General features: G+C 67.3%; 17 protein-coding genes. 4 read left to right on the top strand and 13 right to left on the bottom strand.

The annotated features are described in order from the left end of the window. Positions 1–59 precede the first annotated feature (59 nt). The gene (gene tspO / locus F9K34_RS03855; RefSeq protein WP_291335566.1) at positions 60–512 is read right to left on the bottom strand and encodes a tryptophan-rich sensory protein TspO; all 453 of its coding nucleotides are present in this window, start codon (positions 510–512) and stop codon (positions 60–62) included. 24 nt (positions 513–536) lie between these two features. After that, positions 537–1,517 (bottom strand): prolyl aminopeptidase, encoded by a 981-nt coding sequence (gene pip / locus F9K34_RS03850; RefSeq protein ID WP_291335540.1) that lies wholly within the window; start codon positions 1,515–1,517, stop codon positions 537–539. A gap of 65 nt (positions 1,518–1,582) precedes the next feature. Between pip and ubiG the strand changes: the two genes are divergently transcribed. Further along, complete coding sequence (ubiG, locus tag F9K34_RS03845; protein WP_291335538.1) at positions 1,583–2,329, top strand: bifunctional 2-polyprenyl-6-hydroxyphenol methylase/3-demethylubiquinol 3-O-methyltransferase UbiG; 747 nt, start codon at positions 1,583–1,585, stop codon at positions 2,327–2,329. Here the strand turns inward: ubiG and F9K34_RS03840 are convergent. Genes F9K34_RS03840 through F9K34_RS03825 form a run of 4 tightly spaced genes read right to left on the bottom strand, consistent with a single transcriptional unit; the run spans position 2,326 to position 4,651 of the window. Next, positions 2,326–2,766 (bottom strand): MarR family winged helix-turn-helix transcriptional regulator, encoded by a 441-nt coding sequence (locus F9K34_RS03840; RefSeq protein ID WP_291335536.1) that lies wholly within the window; start codon positions 2,764–2,766, stop codon positions 2,326–2,328. The two genes, ubiG and F9K34_RS03840, sit on opposite strands and share 4 nt — an antisense overlap. 1 nt (position 2,767) lies before the next feature. After that, positions 2,768–3,598 carry a carbon-nitrogen hydrolase family protein gene (locus F9K34_RS03835; protein ID WP_291335534.1) on the bottom strand — a complete coding sequence of 277 codons (831 nt, stop codon included), beginning with the start codon at positions 3,596–3,598 and terminating at the stop codon, positions 2,768–2,770. Between the two features lie 4 nt (positions 3,599–3,602). After that, positions 3,603–3,860 (bottom strand): glutaredoxin 3, encoded by a 258-nt coding sequence (gene grxC, locus F9K34_RS03830; protein ID WP_291335532.1) that lies wholly within the window; start codon positions 3,858–3,860, stop codon positions 3,603–3,605. 41 nt (positions 3,861–3,901) lie between these two features. Beyond that, complete coding sequence (locus F9K34_RS03825; RefSeq protein ID WP_291335530.1) at positions 3,902–4,651, bottom strand: ComF family protein; 750 nt, start codon at positions 4,649–4,651, stop codon at positions 3,902–3,904. On the opposite strand from F9K34_RS03825, the gene F9K34_RS03820 reads away from it, so the two are divergent. Beyond that, positions 4,650–5,483, top strand: coding sequence for a methyltransferase domain-containing protein (locus F9K34_RS03820; protein WP_291335528.1), 834 nt, complete (start codon positions 4,650–4,652; stop codon positions 5,481–5,483). The genes F9K34_RS03825 and F9K34_RS03820 overlap by 2 nt on opposite strands. Positions 5,484–5,531: 48 nt before the next feature. After that, positions 5,532–6,611: a ferrochelatase gene (hemH, locus tag F9K34_RS03815; protein ID WP_291335526.1), complete on the top strand. Its 1,080-nt coding sequence runs from the start codon at positions 5,532–5,534 to the stop codon at positions 6,609–6,611. A gap of 51 nt (positions 6,612–6,662) precedes the next feature. Here hemH and F9K34_RS03810 read toward each other — a convergent pair whose 3' ends face one another. Together F9K34_RS03810 and F9K34_RS03805 are read right to left on the bottom strand one after the other, a co-directional pair. After that, positions 6,663–6,839 carry a hypothetical protein gene (locus tag F9K34_RS03810; protein ID WP_291335524.1) on the bottom strand — a complete coding sequence of 59 codons (177 nt, stop codon included), beginning with the start codon at positions 6,837–6,839 and terminating at the stop codon, positions 6,663–6,665. Positions 6,840–6,978: 139 nt separating this feature from the next. Beyond that, a complete protein-coding gene (locus F9K34_RS03805) occupies positions 6,979–7,587 on the bottom strand; it encodes a L,D-transpeptidase (protein ID WP_291335523.1) in 609 nt (202 codons plus the stop codon). 220 nt (positions 7,588–7,807) lie between these two features. Here F9K34_RS03805 and F9K34_RS03800 point away from each other — a divergent pair, with 220 nt between their 5' ends. After that, positions 7,808–8,317, top strand: a complete 510-nt coding sequence (locus tag F9K34_RS03800; RefSeq protein ID WP_291335521.1) for a CAP domain-containing protein — start codon at positions 7,808–7,810, stop codon at positions 8,315–8,317. A gap of 32 nt (positions 8,318–8,349) precedes the next feature. Here F9K34_RS03800 and F9K34_RS03795 read toward each other — a convergent pair whose 3' ends face one another. From F9K34_RS03795 to F9K34_RS03775, 5 genes are all read right to left on the bottom strand, one after another. Beyond that, positions 8,350–8,856 carry a L,D-transpeptidase family protein gene (locus F9K34_RS03795; RefSeq protein ID WP_291335520.1) on the bottom strand — a complete coding sequence of 169 codons (507 nt, stop codon included), beginning with the start codon at positions 8,854–8,856 and terminating at the stop codon, positions 8,350–8,352. Positions 8,857–8,962: 106 nt separating this feature from the next. After that, positions 8,963–10,201, bottom strand: a complete 1,239-nt coding sequence (locus F9K34_RS03790) for a class I SAM-dependent RNA methyltransferase (protein ID WP_291335519.1) — start codon at positions 10,199–10,201, stop codon at positions 8,963–8,965. After that, positions 10,198–12,030, bottom strand: coding sequence for an ABC transporter ATP-binding protein (locus F9K34_RS03785; protein WP_291335517.1), 1,833 nt, complete (start codon positions 12,028–12,030; stop codon positions 10,198–10,200). Before F9K34_RS03785 ends, F9K34_RS03790 begins: the two co-directional genes overlap by 4 nt. Further along, on the bottom strand, positions 12,027–13,877 hold the full coding sequence (locus tag F9K34_RS03780; protein ID WP_291335515.1) for an ABC transporter ATP-binding protein: 1,851 nt from the start codon (positions 13,875–13,877) through the stop codon (positions 12,027–12,029). The genes F9K34_RS03785 and F9K34_RS03780 overlap by 4 nt, the downstream gene beginning before the upstream one ends. Before the next feature lie 56 nt (positions 13,878–13,933). Beyond that, the gene (locus F9K34_RS03775) at positions 13,934–14,530 is read right to left on the bottom strand and encodes a LysE family translocator (protein ID WP_291335514.1); all 597 of its coding nucleotides are present in this window, start codon (positions 14,528–14,530) and stop codon (positions 13,934–13,936) included. Positions 14,531–14,563: the final 33 nt, after the last annotated feature.

Raw genomic sequence — 14,563 nt, 5'->3', positions numbered from 1 at the left:
GCTGTTAACCCGCATATAGGCGAAGGCCGGCGGCGTTGCAAGGAAAGAGTACGCCGCGCTCAGCTGCCGGTCGGGTTGGCGCGCCAGATGGTGAAGTTGAGAGCTGTGGCCAGGCTCAGCCAGACGAGATAGGGCACCAGCATCAGTGCCGCGATCCAGTCCAATGCCCAGAAGGCCAGGATCGTCAGCGCCACGGCGAGCCACAGGAGCACGATGACCACAAGACCCGCTCGGATATGGTGCCCGCCGAAGAAGACCGGCGTCCAGAGCGTGTTGAGTGCGATCTGGAAGGCCCAGAGCGCCAGCGCAGTGCCGTTGCCTGGCAGGGCCGCCACGCGCGTGGCGGCGAGGGCCATCAGGAGATAGAGAATCGTCCAGACCACCGGAAAGACCCAGGCCGGCGGGGTCCAGGTCGGCTTCCGGAGGTTCCGGTACCAGACGCCCGGCTGGAAGATCATGCCCGTCGCGGCCGCTGTGATACAGGCGCCGAGGAAGCCGAGGAAAGTGGTCATCTGCAATTCCGCCTCCTCTCGGCCTCAGCCGCTTCGCTGGGTTCTCAAACCGTCCATTATGCGCAGCAATTCCGCCGAGATCCCCGGTTCCGACAACGCGTGGCCCGCAGCGGGGACGATGCGCAGGTCGGACCGCTTCCAGTGCCGCGCCAGTGTCCATCCGGAAACGGGCGGGCAGATCATGTCGTAGCGGCCCTGCACGATCGTTCCCGGCACATCCGCGATCTTCGGCAGGTCGCGCAGGATCTGGCCGTCAGTATCGAGAAAGCCCTTGTTGATGAAGTAGTGGTTCTCAAGTCGGGCGAAGGCGCGGGCGTAGTCCGCCGGTGCGTCGCCCGCCACACCGTCCTGTTCGATGCTGGCGAGCGCATTCTCCCACCCCGCCCAGGCACGGGCGAATCGCGTTTCGGTCATCAGGTCGCCCGAAAACAGCCGCCGGTGGTAGGCGGCGATCATGTCGTATTGCTCGCCCGGCGGAATCAGCCGCGCGAAATCGTTCCACCGGTCAGGCCAGAAGGCGCCGGCACCGCCGCCGTAGAACCAGGCAAGCTCGCCTTCCGTCATGAGGAACACGCCGCGCAGGACAAGGTGGCGCACACGGTCCGGATGGGTCTGCGCATAAACCAGTGCCAGCGTCGCACCCCAGCTTCCGCCGAAGACAATCCAGTCCTCGATCCCGAGGAGCTTGCGGATACGCTCGATGTCGGCGACGAGGTGCCAGGTGGTGTTCGCCTCGACGCTGGCGTGCGGGCGTGACCGGCCGCAGCCGCGCTGGTCGAAGAGGACGATCCGATAGGCCGCGGGGTCGAAATAGCGCCGCATGGCCGGCGAACAGCCGCCACCCGGTCCGCCGTGAAGCACCACGACCGGAAGCCCATCGGGCCGGCCGCATTGCTCGACATATAGCGTATGGCCGTCACCGACATCGAGGAAACGCTGATCGAAGGGCTCGATCTGCGGGTAGAGAGTGACGCTGGTGCGCTTTTGCCCTGCGATCCGGTCCATGCTTCAACTATATAGCGCAAAGATTCAGGACCGCCACGGGTCCGACGCCCCAGACGGAGAGACGCATGCAGTCCGCGACATCCACGGTCGATCCCGCCGAAGTGGCAAAATTCGAAGCGATGGCCGCCGAGTGGTGGAACCCGCATGGCAAGTTCCGGCCGTTGCACATGATGAATCCGGTCCGGCTCGGCTACATCACCGCCCAGATCGCGGCCGAGTTCGGGCGCGACCTGAAGGCACCGACCCCCTTTGCGGGGCTGCGCATCCTCGACATCGGATGCGGCGGCGGGCTTCTGTCCGAGCCGATGGCCCGGCTCGGCGCGCAGGTCCTCGGCGCGGACGCGGCCGAGCGGAACATCCCCGTCGCGCGCATCCACGCCGCGGAGCAGGGGCTCGACATCGACTACCGCCACACCACTGCCGAGGCGCTGGCAGCGGCGGGCGAGATCTTTGACGTGGTCCTTGCCATGGAAATCGTCGAGCATGTCTCCGATCCGCAGGCGTTCCTTGCAACCTGCCAGACGCTGATGAAGCCCGGCGGGCTCATCGTCGCCTCCACGATCAACCGCAATCCCAAGAGCTTCATGATGGCGATCGTCGGCGCGGAGTGGGTGATGCGCTGGCTGCCCAAGGGCACGCATGACTGGGCGAAGTTCATCACGCCGGCGGAGCTTGAAGGCTTCCTGCGGGGTGCGGCGCTTGACCCGGTCGACGGCAAGGGCTTCGTCTTCAACCCGGTTGCCTGGACCTGGACGATCTCGGATCGCGACCTCTCGGTGAACTATGTCATGGCGGGCATGAAGCGCGCCTAGTCCTCGCCAAGCCGAAGGCGGATCTCCCGCAGGACCGGAAGGACCGCACGGACCCGGTCGGCACCGACCGAGCGGACCACGTCACCGACCACGGGCGCGATCGCCGCAAGCGCCGCATCCCGCGCCGACCGGCCGGCCGGGCTGATCGAGACGAACTTGCGCCGGGCATCGTCCCAGTCGGGGCGGATGTGGACGTGCCCGGCCCATTCCAGCTTGGCGAGCGTGTTGGTCATCGCGCCGCGGGTCACGTGGAACACGTCGGCAAGCTGCGCGGGCGAACGCTCGTCGTTCAGATGGGCAAGATGGTTCAGCACCGCGAAGTGGCTTAGCTCCATCCCCTTCGGCAGGGCCCGGCTGATGCGGTTCCGCACGAGTTGGTCGGCCATGAACACTTCCGAGAAGAGCGCGACGGCGAGCGGTTCGTTTCCATCCGACATCTCACGGCCCCTCGAAGTCGCGGTCATGGCCGAGCGAGGGCACCCGCGCGCGTGCACGGTCCACCTCGGCGAGCGAGAGATCGACGAAGCTCACGCCTACCTCGGTTCCGGCATCGACGAGGACCTCGCCCCAGGGCGAGACCGCAAGCGAATGGCCGTAGGTGCGCCGGGGACGTCCGTTATGGGCGGCGTGGGTCCCGGTCTGGGCGGGCGCGAGCACGTAGGCGCCGGTCTCGATCGCCCGGGCGCGGAGAAGCGAATGCCAGTGCGCCGCGCCGGTCGTGTCGTTGAAGGCGGCCGGCACCGTGAGGACCTGCGCCCCGGCCTGTGCGAGCCGGCGGTAGAGGTGCGGGAAGCGCACGTCGTAGCAGACGGTGAGGCCGATGCGCGCGAAAGGCGTCTCGGCCAGAACCGCCCGGGTCCCCGGCCGGTATCCGGACGATTCGCGGTACTGCTCGGTCTCGGACACGTTCACGTCGAACATGTGGATCTTGTCGTAGCGCGCCGCGATGCCGCCATCGGGCGCGACGAGGAAAGAACGGTTGGCGAAGCGTCCGTCTGCGTCGTGCGTCAGCAGCCCGAGCGAGCCGACGAGAAGCCAGATGCCCCGCGCCGCAGCTTCCGCCCGGAGCGCCGCGAGTGTCGCGTCTTGATCTTCGTGCCGCAGCACCGCGTGCTGGTGGGCGCGGTCGGACGAGATGCAATTGGTCACCTCGGGCGTCAGGACGAACCCCGCGCCGCCCGCCACCGCCTCGCGCACAAGTGCGAGCGTCACCGGCAGGTTTTCCGCCGGATCGTCCGTCACCGAAAGCTGGAGGAGGGCTGCGCGCATCGGTTCAGGACGCAAGCAGCAGGTCGAGCTTGCCGGCCCGGTCGAGTGCGTGAAGATCGTCCGCTCCGCCGACATGGCGTTCGCCGATGAATATCTGCGGCACGGTCCGGCGGCCGCTGGCACGCTGCATCATCTCGGACCGCATGGCAGGATCGCGGGAGACATCCGTCTCCACGTAGGCGGCGCCCTTCGCCTCCAGAAGGCGCTTGGCGGCGAGGCAATAGCCGCACCAGGGCGTGGTGTAGATCTCGATGCGGGGCAAGGAACTGGCCTCTATCCGAAAGTCGCCGTGACTATAGGGATTTAGGAATCCTTGGCAACGCGCGCCAGTGTCACAACCGAAACGGAGGCGGCACCGGCGGCGAGGCAGGCCTCCGCTGCCGCGGCAAGCGTCGCGCCGGAGGTCATCACGTCATCGACGAGAAGCACGTCCCGGTTCACCATCCGGCCGCGGCGGCGCGGATGCACGCGGATTGCCCCGGCAACGTTCGCGAAGCGTCCGTCACGGTCGCGCCCGTCCTGGCTCGGCGTCCGCCGCGCGCGCAGCAGGAGGTCGGGGCAATGGTCGAGTCCCGCCACCCGGGCCAGCGCCTTCGACAGGATCGCCGACTGGTTGAAGCGTCTGCGGAAGAGCCGGGCCCAGTGCAGCGGGACCGGCGCGACGAGCATGCCGTCGCGCAGGATGGGTTGCGCCGCGCGATGCAGCCAGGCGCCGGCGGGCCGGGCCAGGTCGAGCCGGTCGCCATGCTTCAGGGCCAGGACAAGCTTCCTGCCGTTGTCCCGGTAAACGAGCGCCGACCGACCCCTTTCCCAGGGCCGGGCAAGGATGAGGCAGTCGTCGCAATACTCGGCCCGCCCCTCTTCCTCGCCGGGAAGCGGCGTGCCGCAGCGGTCGCAGACGAGCCCCGAGATGAAGGGCGTCTGCCGCCAGCACTCGCCGCAGAGACCGAAATCGCTCGCGGTGGGTTCGCCGCAGGAGATGCACTGCGGCGGAAAGAGGAGGCGGAGCGCGCTTTGCATTCCCGCGCGAAGCACCCTAGGTTCACCCATCATGTCCGATCCGCCGAACCTCATCGACCGCGCCGCCCTGTCCAGGAACCGTGCCCGTGCGCTGGCACAGGGGGCCGACCTTTTCCTCCACGACGAGGCCGCCGCCGAAGCCGAGGAGAGACTGGGCGAGGTTAACAAAAGGTTTACGGACCCCGCCGTGGTGACGGCCTTTCCGGCTCCCTGGGCGGAAATCCTGCCCGGCGCGCGCATCGTCGCCGACGAGGAGGTCTTGGCCCTGGAGGAAGGCGCGCACGATCTGGTGATCCATGCGTTGTCGCTGCACTGGTCGGCGGATCTCGTCGGGCAGTTGATCCAGTGCCGGCGCGCGCTACGTCCCGACGGGCTTTTCCTCGGGGTGCTCTTCGGCGGGCGGACGCTTTCGGAACTACGCGTGGCGCTGGCCGAGGCCGAAAGCCGGCTCACCGGCGGCCTCTCGCCGCGCGTCCTGCCGATGGCCGAGATCCGGGACCTCGGCGCCTTGCTCCAGCGTGCGGGATTCGCCCTGCCGGTGGCCGACACGGTCAAGAAGACCGTGACCTACGCCACGTTGTTCCACCTGATCGCGGACCTGCGCGCGATGGGCGAGGGCAACGCGCTGGCGGCCCGATCCCGCCGAGCCGCACCGCGTGCGCTCTTTCCGGCGGCCGCAGAGATCTACGCGGCCGCCTTCCCGGCGGGAGGCGGCCGCATCGCCGCAACCTTCGAGATGATCTGGCTGACCGGATGGGCGCCGGATCCAAGCCAGCCGAAGCCGCTTCGCCCCGGCTCGGCCGTCCAGCGATTGGCCGACGCCCTGGGTGCGACGGAAGCGCCGCTGCCGCGTGCGGAAGATTGACCGGCGCGGATTTCCCTCTATGTCGGACTGGTTGAGCGCGAGGATGCCATGGATACCGAGATCGTTCGCCCCGGAGCGGGCCGCCTGACCCATGCCCCGGCCGATCACCCGCCGGTAGCGCGGGCGCGCATCGGTATCCTGGTCGCCAACCTCGGCACGCCCGACAATTACGACTACTGGTCGATGCGGCGGTACCTGTCGGAGTTCCTTTCGGACCGGCGCGTGATCGACTTCCCGGCGTGGAAATGGCAGCCTCTCCTCCAGCTCGTCATCCTGTCGAAGCGTCCCTTCACCTCCGGCGCCAACTACAAGTCGATCTGGAACCACGAGAAGGGCGAGAGCCCGCTTATGACGATCACGAAGGCGCAGGTGGCTAAGCTTCGCACGGCCGTGTCCCTCCGCTTCGGCGAGGGGTTAATGGTCGAGTTCTGCATGCGCTACGGCAATCCCTCGACCGAGAGCGTCGTGCGCCGCATGGTTGCCGCCGGCTGCGAGAAGATCGTCTTCCTGCCGCTCTATCCGCAATACGCCGGCGCCACCTCGGCCACCGCGAACGACAAGTTCTTTCGCGCGCTAATGAAGGAAAAGCGCCAGCCCGCCGTGCGGATCGTGCCGGAGTATTTCGACCATTCCCTGTACATCGAGGCGCTGGCCCAATCGGTCGAGCGGGCATATTCCGGCATCGACCACCGGCCCGACATTCTGGTCGCCTCCTACCACGGAATGCCGAAGCGCTACCTGATGGAAGGCGATCCCTACCATTGCCAGTGCCAGAAGACCTCGCGGCTCCTGCGCGAAAGGCTGGGTTGGGCCGAGGGCTCGGTCGACACCACCTTCCAGTCGGTCTTCGGCCGCGAGGAGTGGCTGCGGCCCTACACGGTCGAGCATGTCGTCGAGCTTGCGAGGGCCGGCAAGAAACGCATCGCGGTCATCTCGCCCGCCTTCTCGGCCGACTGCATTGAGACGCTGGAGGAGATCCAGGGGGAAATCCGCGAGGCCTTCATTCATGCGGGCGGCAAGAGCTTCACCTATGTCCCCTGCCTCAATGACGACGACGCGCATATCGCGGCGCTCATGGCGGTGCTGGAAACGAACCTCGCGGGCTGGACCGAAGCCCACGGCAAATGAAAAAGGCGGTGGAACCCCACCGCCCTTTCCAATTCGGCCTGAGCCGAAAAATCAGTTGCTGGCAGCAGCGGCGACGAGCACCAGGAGCAGCAGCGGAACGATCAGGCCGCCGTTCGAGGACGACGCGGCCTGTTCGACAGGCGCCGGCTCCATGACGGGTTCCACGCCACCGGCGAAAGCCGAGGTAGCAGCGAGCGAAAGGGCAGCGGCGAGCGCGAGCTTCTTCATCTAACTCTCCATTTTCACCGCGACGGATGGATAAGCGAGGTCGTCGCGGCAGTCAAAACACCTCAGAATCCCACTAACCCAGATGGCACATTTCGCGCAATGAAGCCGTCTCGCCGCAACGAAAGTTTTGCCCGTATCGTCAAATTAGCAACACCTGCGTGCCCACATTCGTCAGCGAATAAAGCTCGGCAATGTGTTCATTATACAACCCGATACAACCATTGGACGAACGCCGGCCGATCTTGCGCGTGTCATGCGTGCCATGGATGCGGTAGAACTCCCACGAAAGATAAAGCGCGTGGGTTCCAAGCGGGTTGTCGGGGCCGGGGCCGACATAATCGGGCCATTCCGGGTTTCGGACCTTCATCGCCGGCGTCGGCCGCCACTCCGGCCCGATCACCTTCTTCACGATCGCCGTGCGTCCACGGCGCGTCAGGTCCTCGGTCAGGGGAACGCTCGTCGGGTAGAGGCGGTAGACACCCTGGTCCTCGGACCAGAAGTGCAGGGCCCGCGAGGTGGTGTCGACGAGAACGGCGCCGTTCTTGGTATCGGAGAAATAGGGCTGCCACTGCAACGAGCGGAAGCTCGATATGTTGCGGCGGATGTTCGAGTTGAGGTCGTTTTCGAACTCGGTCGTGCCGGCGCCGCTCTGCGCGAGCGCGGGCGCGGCGAGTGCGCTTCCGACGGCGGCCGCGGCCGTGCCGATGAGAGTGCGGCGGCTGAGGCCGCGGGGATTCTTGATGCTCATCCTCTAGGGTCCCGGTCTGAAGATCCGTGTCTTTCGTGTGCGCTTGGCGTCCTCGTGGGGCCGCACAAACGATGTCATTCTAGTCGGGCGCTGCGCCTTTCTCAATTCACTCTCGTGTCACCCGAGGGTTGCGCCCTGCCGCCGACGCGCAAGTTGGCGTTTGAACACCCGCGGGCGAGGCTGTAAAGGACTGGCCTGCGAAAAACCCGAAGGTTCCCAGATGACCCGTCTCTTGATCCTGAGCCTTGCCGCGGCCCTGACCCTTGCCGGCTGTGTGGCGACACCGCCCCAGCTTGGCCCAGACGGCCGGCCCTTGCCGCAGGCCTACGTGATCAAGGCGGGAGATGAGGGTCGGATTACCTACTCGATGGTCGATTCCATCAACTCCCTGCGCTCCGCCGCGGGCGCCGCGCCGCTCACGCTGAACCCCCTCCTGACGGCGGCGGCGGCGACCCATTCGCGCGACATGGCAGTGCAGAACCGGCCATGGCATTTCGGCTCCGACGGTTCATCGCCGCTGCTCCGCGCCCAGCGGACCGGCTATCAGGGCCGGATGCTTGGCGAGAACATCTCCGAGACGTACGAGACCGAGCTGGAAACCCTCTCGGCCTGGATGGAACTGCCCGATACCCGCGCGGTCATCCTCGATCCCGCCGCGCGGGATGTCGGTTTCGCCTGGTTCCAGGAGCCCGGCGGCAAGATCTGGTGGACGCTGGTCACCGGTGGCTAAAGCACTGCCGGAATTCGCTTTTTTGTCGGAGTCTACGGAAGGATGAAGATCGGAGTGCCGATCTTCACCATCGAGTAGATCATTTCCATCTCGCGATCCTTCACGGCGATGCAACCGGCGGTCCAATCGCGCCCGCGCCCGCGATTCTTCCTGGCGCGCCCGTGAATGAAGATGTCGCTGCCGGGCAACTTGCCTGCGGCCTCTGCACGCGCGATATCCTCCTCGTTCGGGTAGGAGATGCCGAGCGAGAGGTGAAAGGCGCTGACCGGATTCTGCCGGTCGATGTAATAGAGCCCCTCGGGCGTCTTGCCGTCACCCTCGAACTGCTTTGGCCCGACCGGATTCCCGCCGAGCGAGATGCGGTACCGCTTCACCACATCGGTGCCGCTCACGAGGTACATCCGGCGCTTGGCCTTGTGGACAACGATCTGCGTGATCTCTGGCCCGGAATAGCTCCGGAACTTGGAGCGCGCCGCCACCGGCAGCGCCGTCCCCAGGATACCGATTGCGGCGGTTGTCAGAAATGTCCTGCGTCTCATCTCGCGTATGCTGCCCCTTGATCCTTGCCGTTCCGGCTTTTGACCGGGGAGGATATACGTCTCGGCCCGCAACCGGAAGTCGGCGTCTTTCCGCGCATCCCGTGCCTCACGACCCTGTGATGACGCGGCTGAGGCGCGCCACAAGCTCGACATGAGTGGACCAGCGGAACTGATCGACGACCTGCACCCAGTCGAGCACGAAGCCCGCGGCAAGGAGAAGGCGCGCGTCGCGGGCGAAGGTGACCGGATTGCACGACACCGCGGCGACGACGGCGACGCGCGATGCCGCGATCTCGCGCATCTGCGCTTCGGCCCCCGCGCGCGGCGGGTCAATCACGACGGCGCCGAAAGCCGTCAGTTCGTCGGGCAGCAGGGGGCGCCGGAAGAGATCGCGCGCCTCCGTCGTCACGCGCTGCAGGCCCGGCGTCTGCCGCCAGCCGGCATCGAGCGCCGAGAGCATCGCGGCGTCGCCTTCCACCGCGTGCACCTCGCGACGGTTCGCGAGCGGCAGGGCGAAGGTCCCGGCACCCGCAAAGAGGTCGGCGACACGTCGTGCCGGTCCCACCGCGTCGCGCACGGCGGACAGGAGCGCCGCCTCCCCGTCGGCCGTGGCCTGCAGGAAGGCCCCGGGCGGCGGCACGACGCGCGCGGTTCCGAAATGCTGCGCGACCGGGCGGCGGGCGGCAACCACTTCACCCTCCCACGTCAGGCGCGCGGAATCGGCGCGTTCGGCCACGGCGGCAAGCGCGGAGAAAAGGCTCTGATCCAGCGGTTTTCCGCCGGACACCGCCACGTCAAGCCCGGAGTCGCCCCGCGTCAGCGCAAGTGCCAACTCGCCCTTCCGCGATGCGCCGAGCGCGGTGATCTCGGCGAGCGCGGGCAGCGTCGCCATGAGCCCCGGGTGGAGCAGTTCGCATCTCGGCACCTCGATGATCGTGCCCGACGCGCGGCCATGAAATCCGACGATGGCGCCGGATTTCGTGCGCCGACCGGCCAGTGTCGCCCGGCGGCGCGAGCGCGGCGGCGAGGTCACGACGGGGCGGAACGGCGCGGCGATGCCCTGCGCGGCGAGCGCGGTGCGCACCACGTCCTCCTTCCAGCGCGCGACGAAGGCGTCCGAGGCATGCATCAACGCGCAGCCCCCGCAGGCGCGGTAGTGCGGGCAGGGCGGCCTGACCCTGTCGGGGGACCGCGTCACGATCTTCGCCTCCTCCATGCGCCCGTCGGCGACCTCGCCCTCCACCACCTCGCCCGGCAAGGCCATGGGCACGAAGACCGGGGTGCCGTCCGGCCCGCGCGCGATCCCGTCGCCCAGGTGGCCGAGCCGTTCGACGGTGAGCCTCACTCCGCCGCCTCTTCGGTGCCGATGAACCCGCCCGACTGCCGGTTCCAGTACCGCGCATAGAGCCCGCCCCTTGCCAGAAGCTCCGCGTGCGTCCCCTCCTCCACCAGCCGGCCGCGGTCGAGCACGACGATCCGGTCCATCTCGGCGATGGTCGAGAGCCGGTGCGCGATGGCAAGCACGGTCTTGCCCTGCATCACCAGGTGCAACGCCCCCTGGATTGCCGCCTCCACCTCGCTGTCGAGTGCGGAGGTCGCCTCGTCGAGGACGAGGATCGGAGCGTCCTTCAGGAACGCGCGGGCCAGCGCGATCCGCTGGCGTTGGCCACCCGAAAGCTTCACGCCGCGCTCGCCCAGAAAGGCGTCGTAGCCCTGCCTGCCCTTGTGGTCCTGCAGGTGTCGGATGAACTCGTCGGCCTCTGCCGCTGTGGCCGCCGCGATCATCTCGTCCTCGGTCGCGTCCGGTCGGCCATAGAGAATGTTGTCCCGGGCGGAGCGGTTGAACATCGCGGTTTCCTGCGTGACCATGCCGATCTGCCGGCGCAGGCTTTCCTGCGTCACGCTGCGCACGTCCTCGCCATCGACCAGGATCCGACCCTCTTCCGCGTCGTAGAGCCGCAGGAGCAAAGCGACCAGGGTGGATTTCCCGGCCCCCGAGGCGCCGACGATCCCGAGTTTCTCTCCGGGCTGGATCGTCAGCGTGACATGGTCGAGTCCGCCGGTTGTGCGGCCATAGGCGAAGCTCACGTCGTCGAAGCGGATCGCGCCCTTCACGCGGCCAAGCACGGCGGCGCCGGGGGCATCGGTCAGCGTGTGGGGCGGCGTCAGCGTGCGCATCCCGTCCTCAACCTCGCCGATCGAACCGTAGATCGACATGAGCGCGAAGCTGACCCACCCGGTCATCTGCGCGATGCGTATCGCGATCGTCCCGGCGGCAGCGATGTCGCCGGTTGTCGCCTGCCCCTTCGTCCAGAGAATGAGCGAGCCGCCGATCAGGATCAGCGGCAGGAGGCCGGCGAGCACCATGAGCGACAGCCGGAACCAGGCCGAGAGCACCCCGAAGTCGAGCGCAGTGTCGCGGAAGCCCGCCATGGCGCGCAGGGCGGCCTTGTCCTCGTGGTCGGCGTGGGCGAAGAGCTTCACCGTCTTGATATTGGTGATCGTGTCCACGACCTGCCCGGTCACCATCGCCCGCGCGCCGGCCCGCGCCGCGGACTTGCCCCGGACCTTGGGCAGGAACGCGCGTATGAGGAGAAGGTAGGCCGCGATCCAGACCCCGAGCGCCGCCGCCATCCAGCCATCGACTGTGACGAGGAACGCGACGGAGCCCGCAAGCGAGGCCAGCGCGAAGGCAACCGTGTTGATCGTCTCGCTCGCCACATCGGTGACCGCGCGCGCGGCCTGCATCTGCTTCTGCGCGATCCGGCCCGCGAAATCGTTGTCGAAGAAGGTCACCGCATGACCCATCGTCCAACGGTGCAGCCGCGACAGCACCAGCGGCAGCACGTTCGGCTGCACGACGATGGAATTCGAGGCTGCAGAAAGCCCGAAGGCGAGCGGGCGCAGGACCAGGAGGAAGACCGCGAATCCGGCGAGCAGCGGCCAGTGATCGGCCAGCAGTGCTGCCGGGCTTCCGGCCTGCGCCGCGTCGACGATGGCGCCGAGGAACCAGGCCGTCACCACCTCCATCACCCCGGCAATCGCCGAAAGGACGGCTGCGACGGCAAGCGGCCCCCAGGCGCCCGACAGGCACCAGAGGAAGAAGCGCCCGAGCGTCTGTGGCGGCGCGCCTTCGGCCGGGCGGAAGGCGTCGATCATTTCGCCGGCCCTCATTCTGCCGCCTCCGCCTCGTCCGTGCCGATGAAGCCGCCCGATTGCCGGTTCCAGAAGCGGGCGTAGAGGCCGCCCCTGGCGAGAAGCGCCTCGTGGCCGCCGTCCTCGGCGACCTTGCCGTCGTCGAGCACGACGATCCGGTCCATCCGCGCGATGGTCGAGAGCCGGTGCGCAATGGCGATCACGGTCTTTCCCTCCATCACTCCGTAGAGCGTTTCCTGGATCGCTGCCTCAACCTCGCTGTCGAGCGCCGAGGTCGCCTCGTCCAGGACGAGGATCGGCGCGTCCTTCAGGATCACGCGGGCAAGTGCCACGCGCTGGCGCTGTCCGCCTGAAAGCTTCACCCCCCGCTCGCCCACCTGTGCGTCATAGCCCGTGCGTCCTTCGGGATCGGTGAGCTGAAGGATGAAGTCATGCGCCTCGGCCCGGCGTGCGGCCTCGATCATTTCGGCCTCGTTCGCGTCCGGACGGCCGTAGAGGATGTTGTCCCGCACCGAGCGGTGGAGGAGCGAACTGTCCTGCTGCACCATTCCGATACGGCCGCGCAGGCTATCCTGCGTCACCCCGGCAATGTCCTGTCCGTCAATCAGAATGCGGCCGCCTTCCGGGTCGTAGAAACGCAAGAGAAGCTTGACGAGGGTCGATTTCCCCGATCCCGATCGCCCGACGAGGCCGATCTTCTCGCCCGGCCGGATCGTCAGGCTGACCCGGTCGAGCCCGCCGAAGCCGCGGCCGTAGTGGTGGCTCAGCACGTCGATCTCGATTCGGCCCTCGCGAAAGTCGAGCGGCCGCGCGCCCGGCCGGTCCACCAGGCCGATCGGCTGTGCGATCGTCGCCATCCCCTCGGCGACGACGCCGAGCGACTGCACGAGGTTGGTCATTGCCCACATGATCCAGTAGGTCATCGAGTTGAGCCGGAGGACCAGCGCCGATGCCGCGGCAACGGTTCCGACCGTGGCCTGGCCCCGATACCAGAGATAGGTCGCCAAGGCCGTCGCCGACACGATCAACGCACCGTTGAGTATCGTCAGCACCACGTCCATTCTGGTTATGATGCGCATCTCGCGGGCGAAGGTCGCGCGAAGGTTTTCGATGGATTCGCCGACATAGGCGACTTCGCGGTCATCGTGGGCGAACATCTTGACCGAATGGATATTGGTGAAGCTGTCCACCACCCGACCCGTGACGGACGACCGCGCGTCCGACGAGGCCGTTGCGGCCGGACCGGCACGACGCACCGTCCAAAGCATCAGCGCGAGGTAGAGCGCGGCCCAGATCAGGAGCGGCGCCATCAGCCGGGAATCCGCATTTCCGAGCAGGATCACGGCTCCGACCAGCGTCGTCAGGGCGAACGCAACGGCGTCGAAGACCTGGAACACCGCATCGCCGGCCGCGGGAGGCGTCTGCATCAGCCGGTTCGCGATGCGTCCGGCAAAATCGTTCTCGAACCAGCCGACGGACTGGCGGAGCACATGGCGGATCGCGCGCCAGCGGAAGAGCGCCCCGTAGTTCACGAGGATCGTGTTGTGCAAGAGCGCCACGTCTATGCCGGAAACGATCGGGCGCACGATGAGAACCACCAGCGCGGCGAGGACGAACTCCGTCCCGTGGGACTCCATGACCTCGGCTGGCGTGCCTTGGGAAAGGAGGTCCACCATCCGCCCGACATACCAGATCAGCGCCACGTCGAGGGCCGCCGAGACGCACTTCAACGCGGCCGTCACCAGGAACACGCCGCGGAACGGCCGCGAATACTCCATCAGGAATGGAAGGAGCCGCCGGGGAGGCGCATCCTTCTCCTCGTAAGCGACATAGGGATCGACAAGGCTCTCGAAGAACCTGAACATCGCGGCGCCTTTCGGGTTGCCGGCCGGATATACATCAGACCGGCAGATAGGGGAACTCAGTGCCGGACGAGTTCGACGACGGAGAGCGCGATGAGGCCCGCCATGACGAGGTTGAAGGCCCTGAGCCGCTGCGCGGTCGTGAGCCACCGTGCGATGGCCTGGCCGGCATAGGTCCAGGTTGCCGACGAGCTGAGACCGAGCATCATGAACGTCGCGGCCACGGCTGCCGCCGTGATCAGCGGCGTCTCCGGCAGGACGAACTGCGAGGTCGCGGCGACCGCCATCGACCAAGCCTTCGGGTTCACCCACTGGAACGCCACCGCCTGGTGGAAGCGCATGGGGTGCGCGCCTTCGGCCTTCGACCCGATTCCGCCCGACCGGGCGATCTTCCAGGCGATCCAGAGCAGCATTGCCGCGCCACCCCAGCGCAGACCCTCGCGCAGGAGTGCGCTGGCCTGGAAGATCCCGCCCAGCGCCAGGCCGACGATCAGCAGCATCAACGGGAACCCGAGGGCAACCCCCAGGAGATGCGGCACGGTTTGGCGGAAGCCGAAGTTCGCACCGGAGGCCGCAAGCATGGCGTTGTTCGGCCCCGGCGTGAAGAGCGTGGCGACGGCGAGCGCGAGGAGCGCGGGAAATGTGTCGAGCATCATGGCAGCAGGTCCAGATCAGGCGGCCATCCTGCC

This window comes from Albidovulum sp. (assembly GCF_008933605.1).
In the GTDB taxonomy this organism is placed as follows: Bacteria; Pseudomonadota; Alphaproteobacteria; order Rhodobacterales; family Rhodobacteraceae; genus Albidovulum.
Note: the sequence above shows the minus strand (reverse complement) of the source record. Positions and strands in the feature narration are given on the sequence as shown.

Excerpts from the sequence above, each read along its gene's own strand:
- F9K34_RS03795 (WP_291335520.1), bottom strand. The coding sequence starts at position 8,856 with ATGAGACGCAGGACATTTCTGACAACCGCCGCAATCGGTATCCTGGGG.
- hemH (WP_291335526.1), top strand. The coding sequence starts at position 5,532 with ATGGATACCGAGATCGTTCGCCCCGGAGCGGGCCGCCTGACCCATGCC.
- F9K34_RS03825 (WP_291335530.1), bottom strand. The coding sequence starts at position 4,651 with ATGATGGGTGAACCTAGGGTGCTTCGCGCGGGAATGCAAAGCGCGCTC.
- F9K34_RS03780 (WP_291335515.1), bottom strand. The coding sequence starts at position 13,877 with ATGTTCAGGTTCTTCGAGAGCCTTGTCGATCCCTATGTCGCTTACGAG.
- F9K34_RS03820 (WP_291335528.1), top strand. The coding sequence starts at position 4,650 with ATGTCCGATCCGCCGAACCTCATCGACCGCGCCGCCCTGTCCAGGAAC.
- pip (WP_291335540.1), bottom strand. The coding sequence starts at position 1,517 with ATGGACCGGATCGCAGGGCAAAAGCGCACCAGCGTCACTCTCTACCCG.
- F9K34_RS03840 (WP_291335536.1), bottom strand. The coding sequence starts at position 2,766 with ATGTCGGATGGAAACGAACCGCTCGCCGTCGCGCTCTTCTCGGAAGTG.
- F9K34_RS03835 (WP_291335534.1), bottom strand. The coding sequence starts at position 3,598 with ATGCGCGCAGCCCTCCTCCAGCTTTCGGTGACGGACGATCCGGCGGAA.
- ubiG (WP_291335538.1), top strand. The coding sequence starts at position 1,583 with ATGCAGTCCGCGACATCCACGGTCGATCCCGCCGAAGTGGCAAAATTC.
- tspO (WP_291335566.1), bottom strand. The coding sequence starts at position 512 with ATGACCACTTTCCTCGGCTTCCTCGGCGCCTGTATCACAGCGGCCGCG.
- F9K34_RS03810 (WP_291335524.1), bottom strand. The coding sequence starts at position 6,839 with ATGAAGAAGCTCGCGCTCGCCGCTGCCCTTTCGCTCGCTGCTACCTCG.
- F9K34_RS03775 (WP_291335514.1), bottom strand. The coding sequence starts at position 14,530 with ATGATGCTCGACACATTTCCCGCGCTCCTCGCGCTCGCCGTCGCCACG.
- F9K34_RS03785 (WP_291335517.1), bottom strand. The coding sequence starts at position 12,030 with ATGAGGGCCGGCGAAATGATCGACGCCTTCCGCCCGGCCGAAGGCGCG.
- F9K34_RS03805 (WP_291335523.1), bottom strand. The coding sequence starts at position 7,587 with ATGAGCATCAAGAATCCCCGCGGCCTCAGCCGCCGCACTCTCATCGGC.
- F9K34_RS03800 (WP_291335521.1), top strand. The coding sequence starts at position 7,808 with ATGACCCGTCTCTTGATCCTGAGCCTTGCCGCGGCCCTGACCCTTGCC.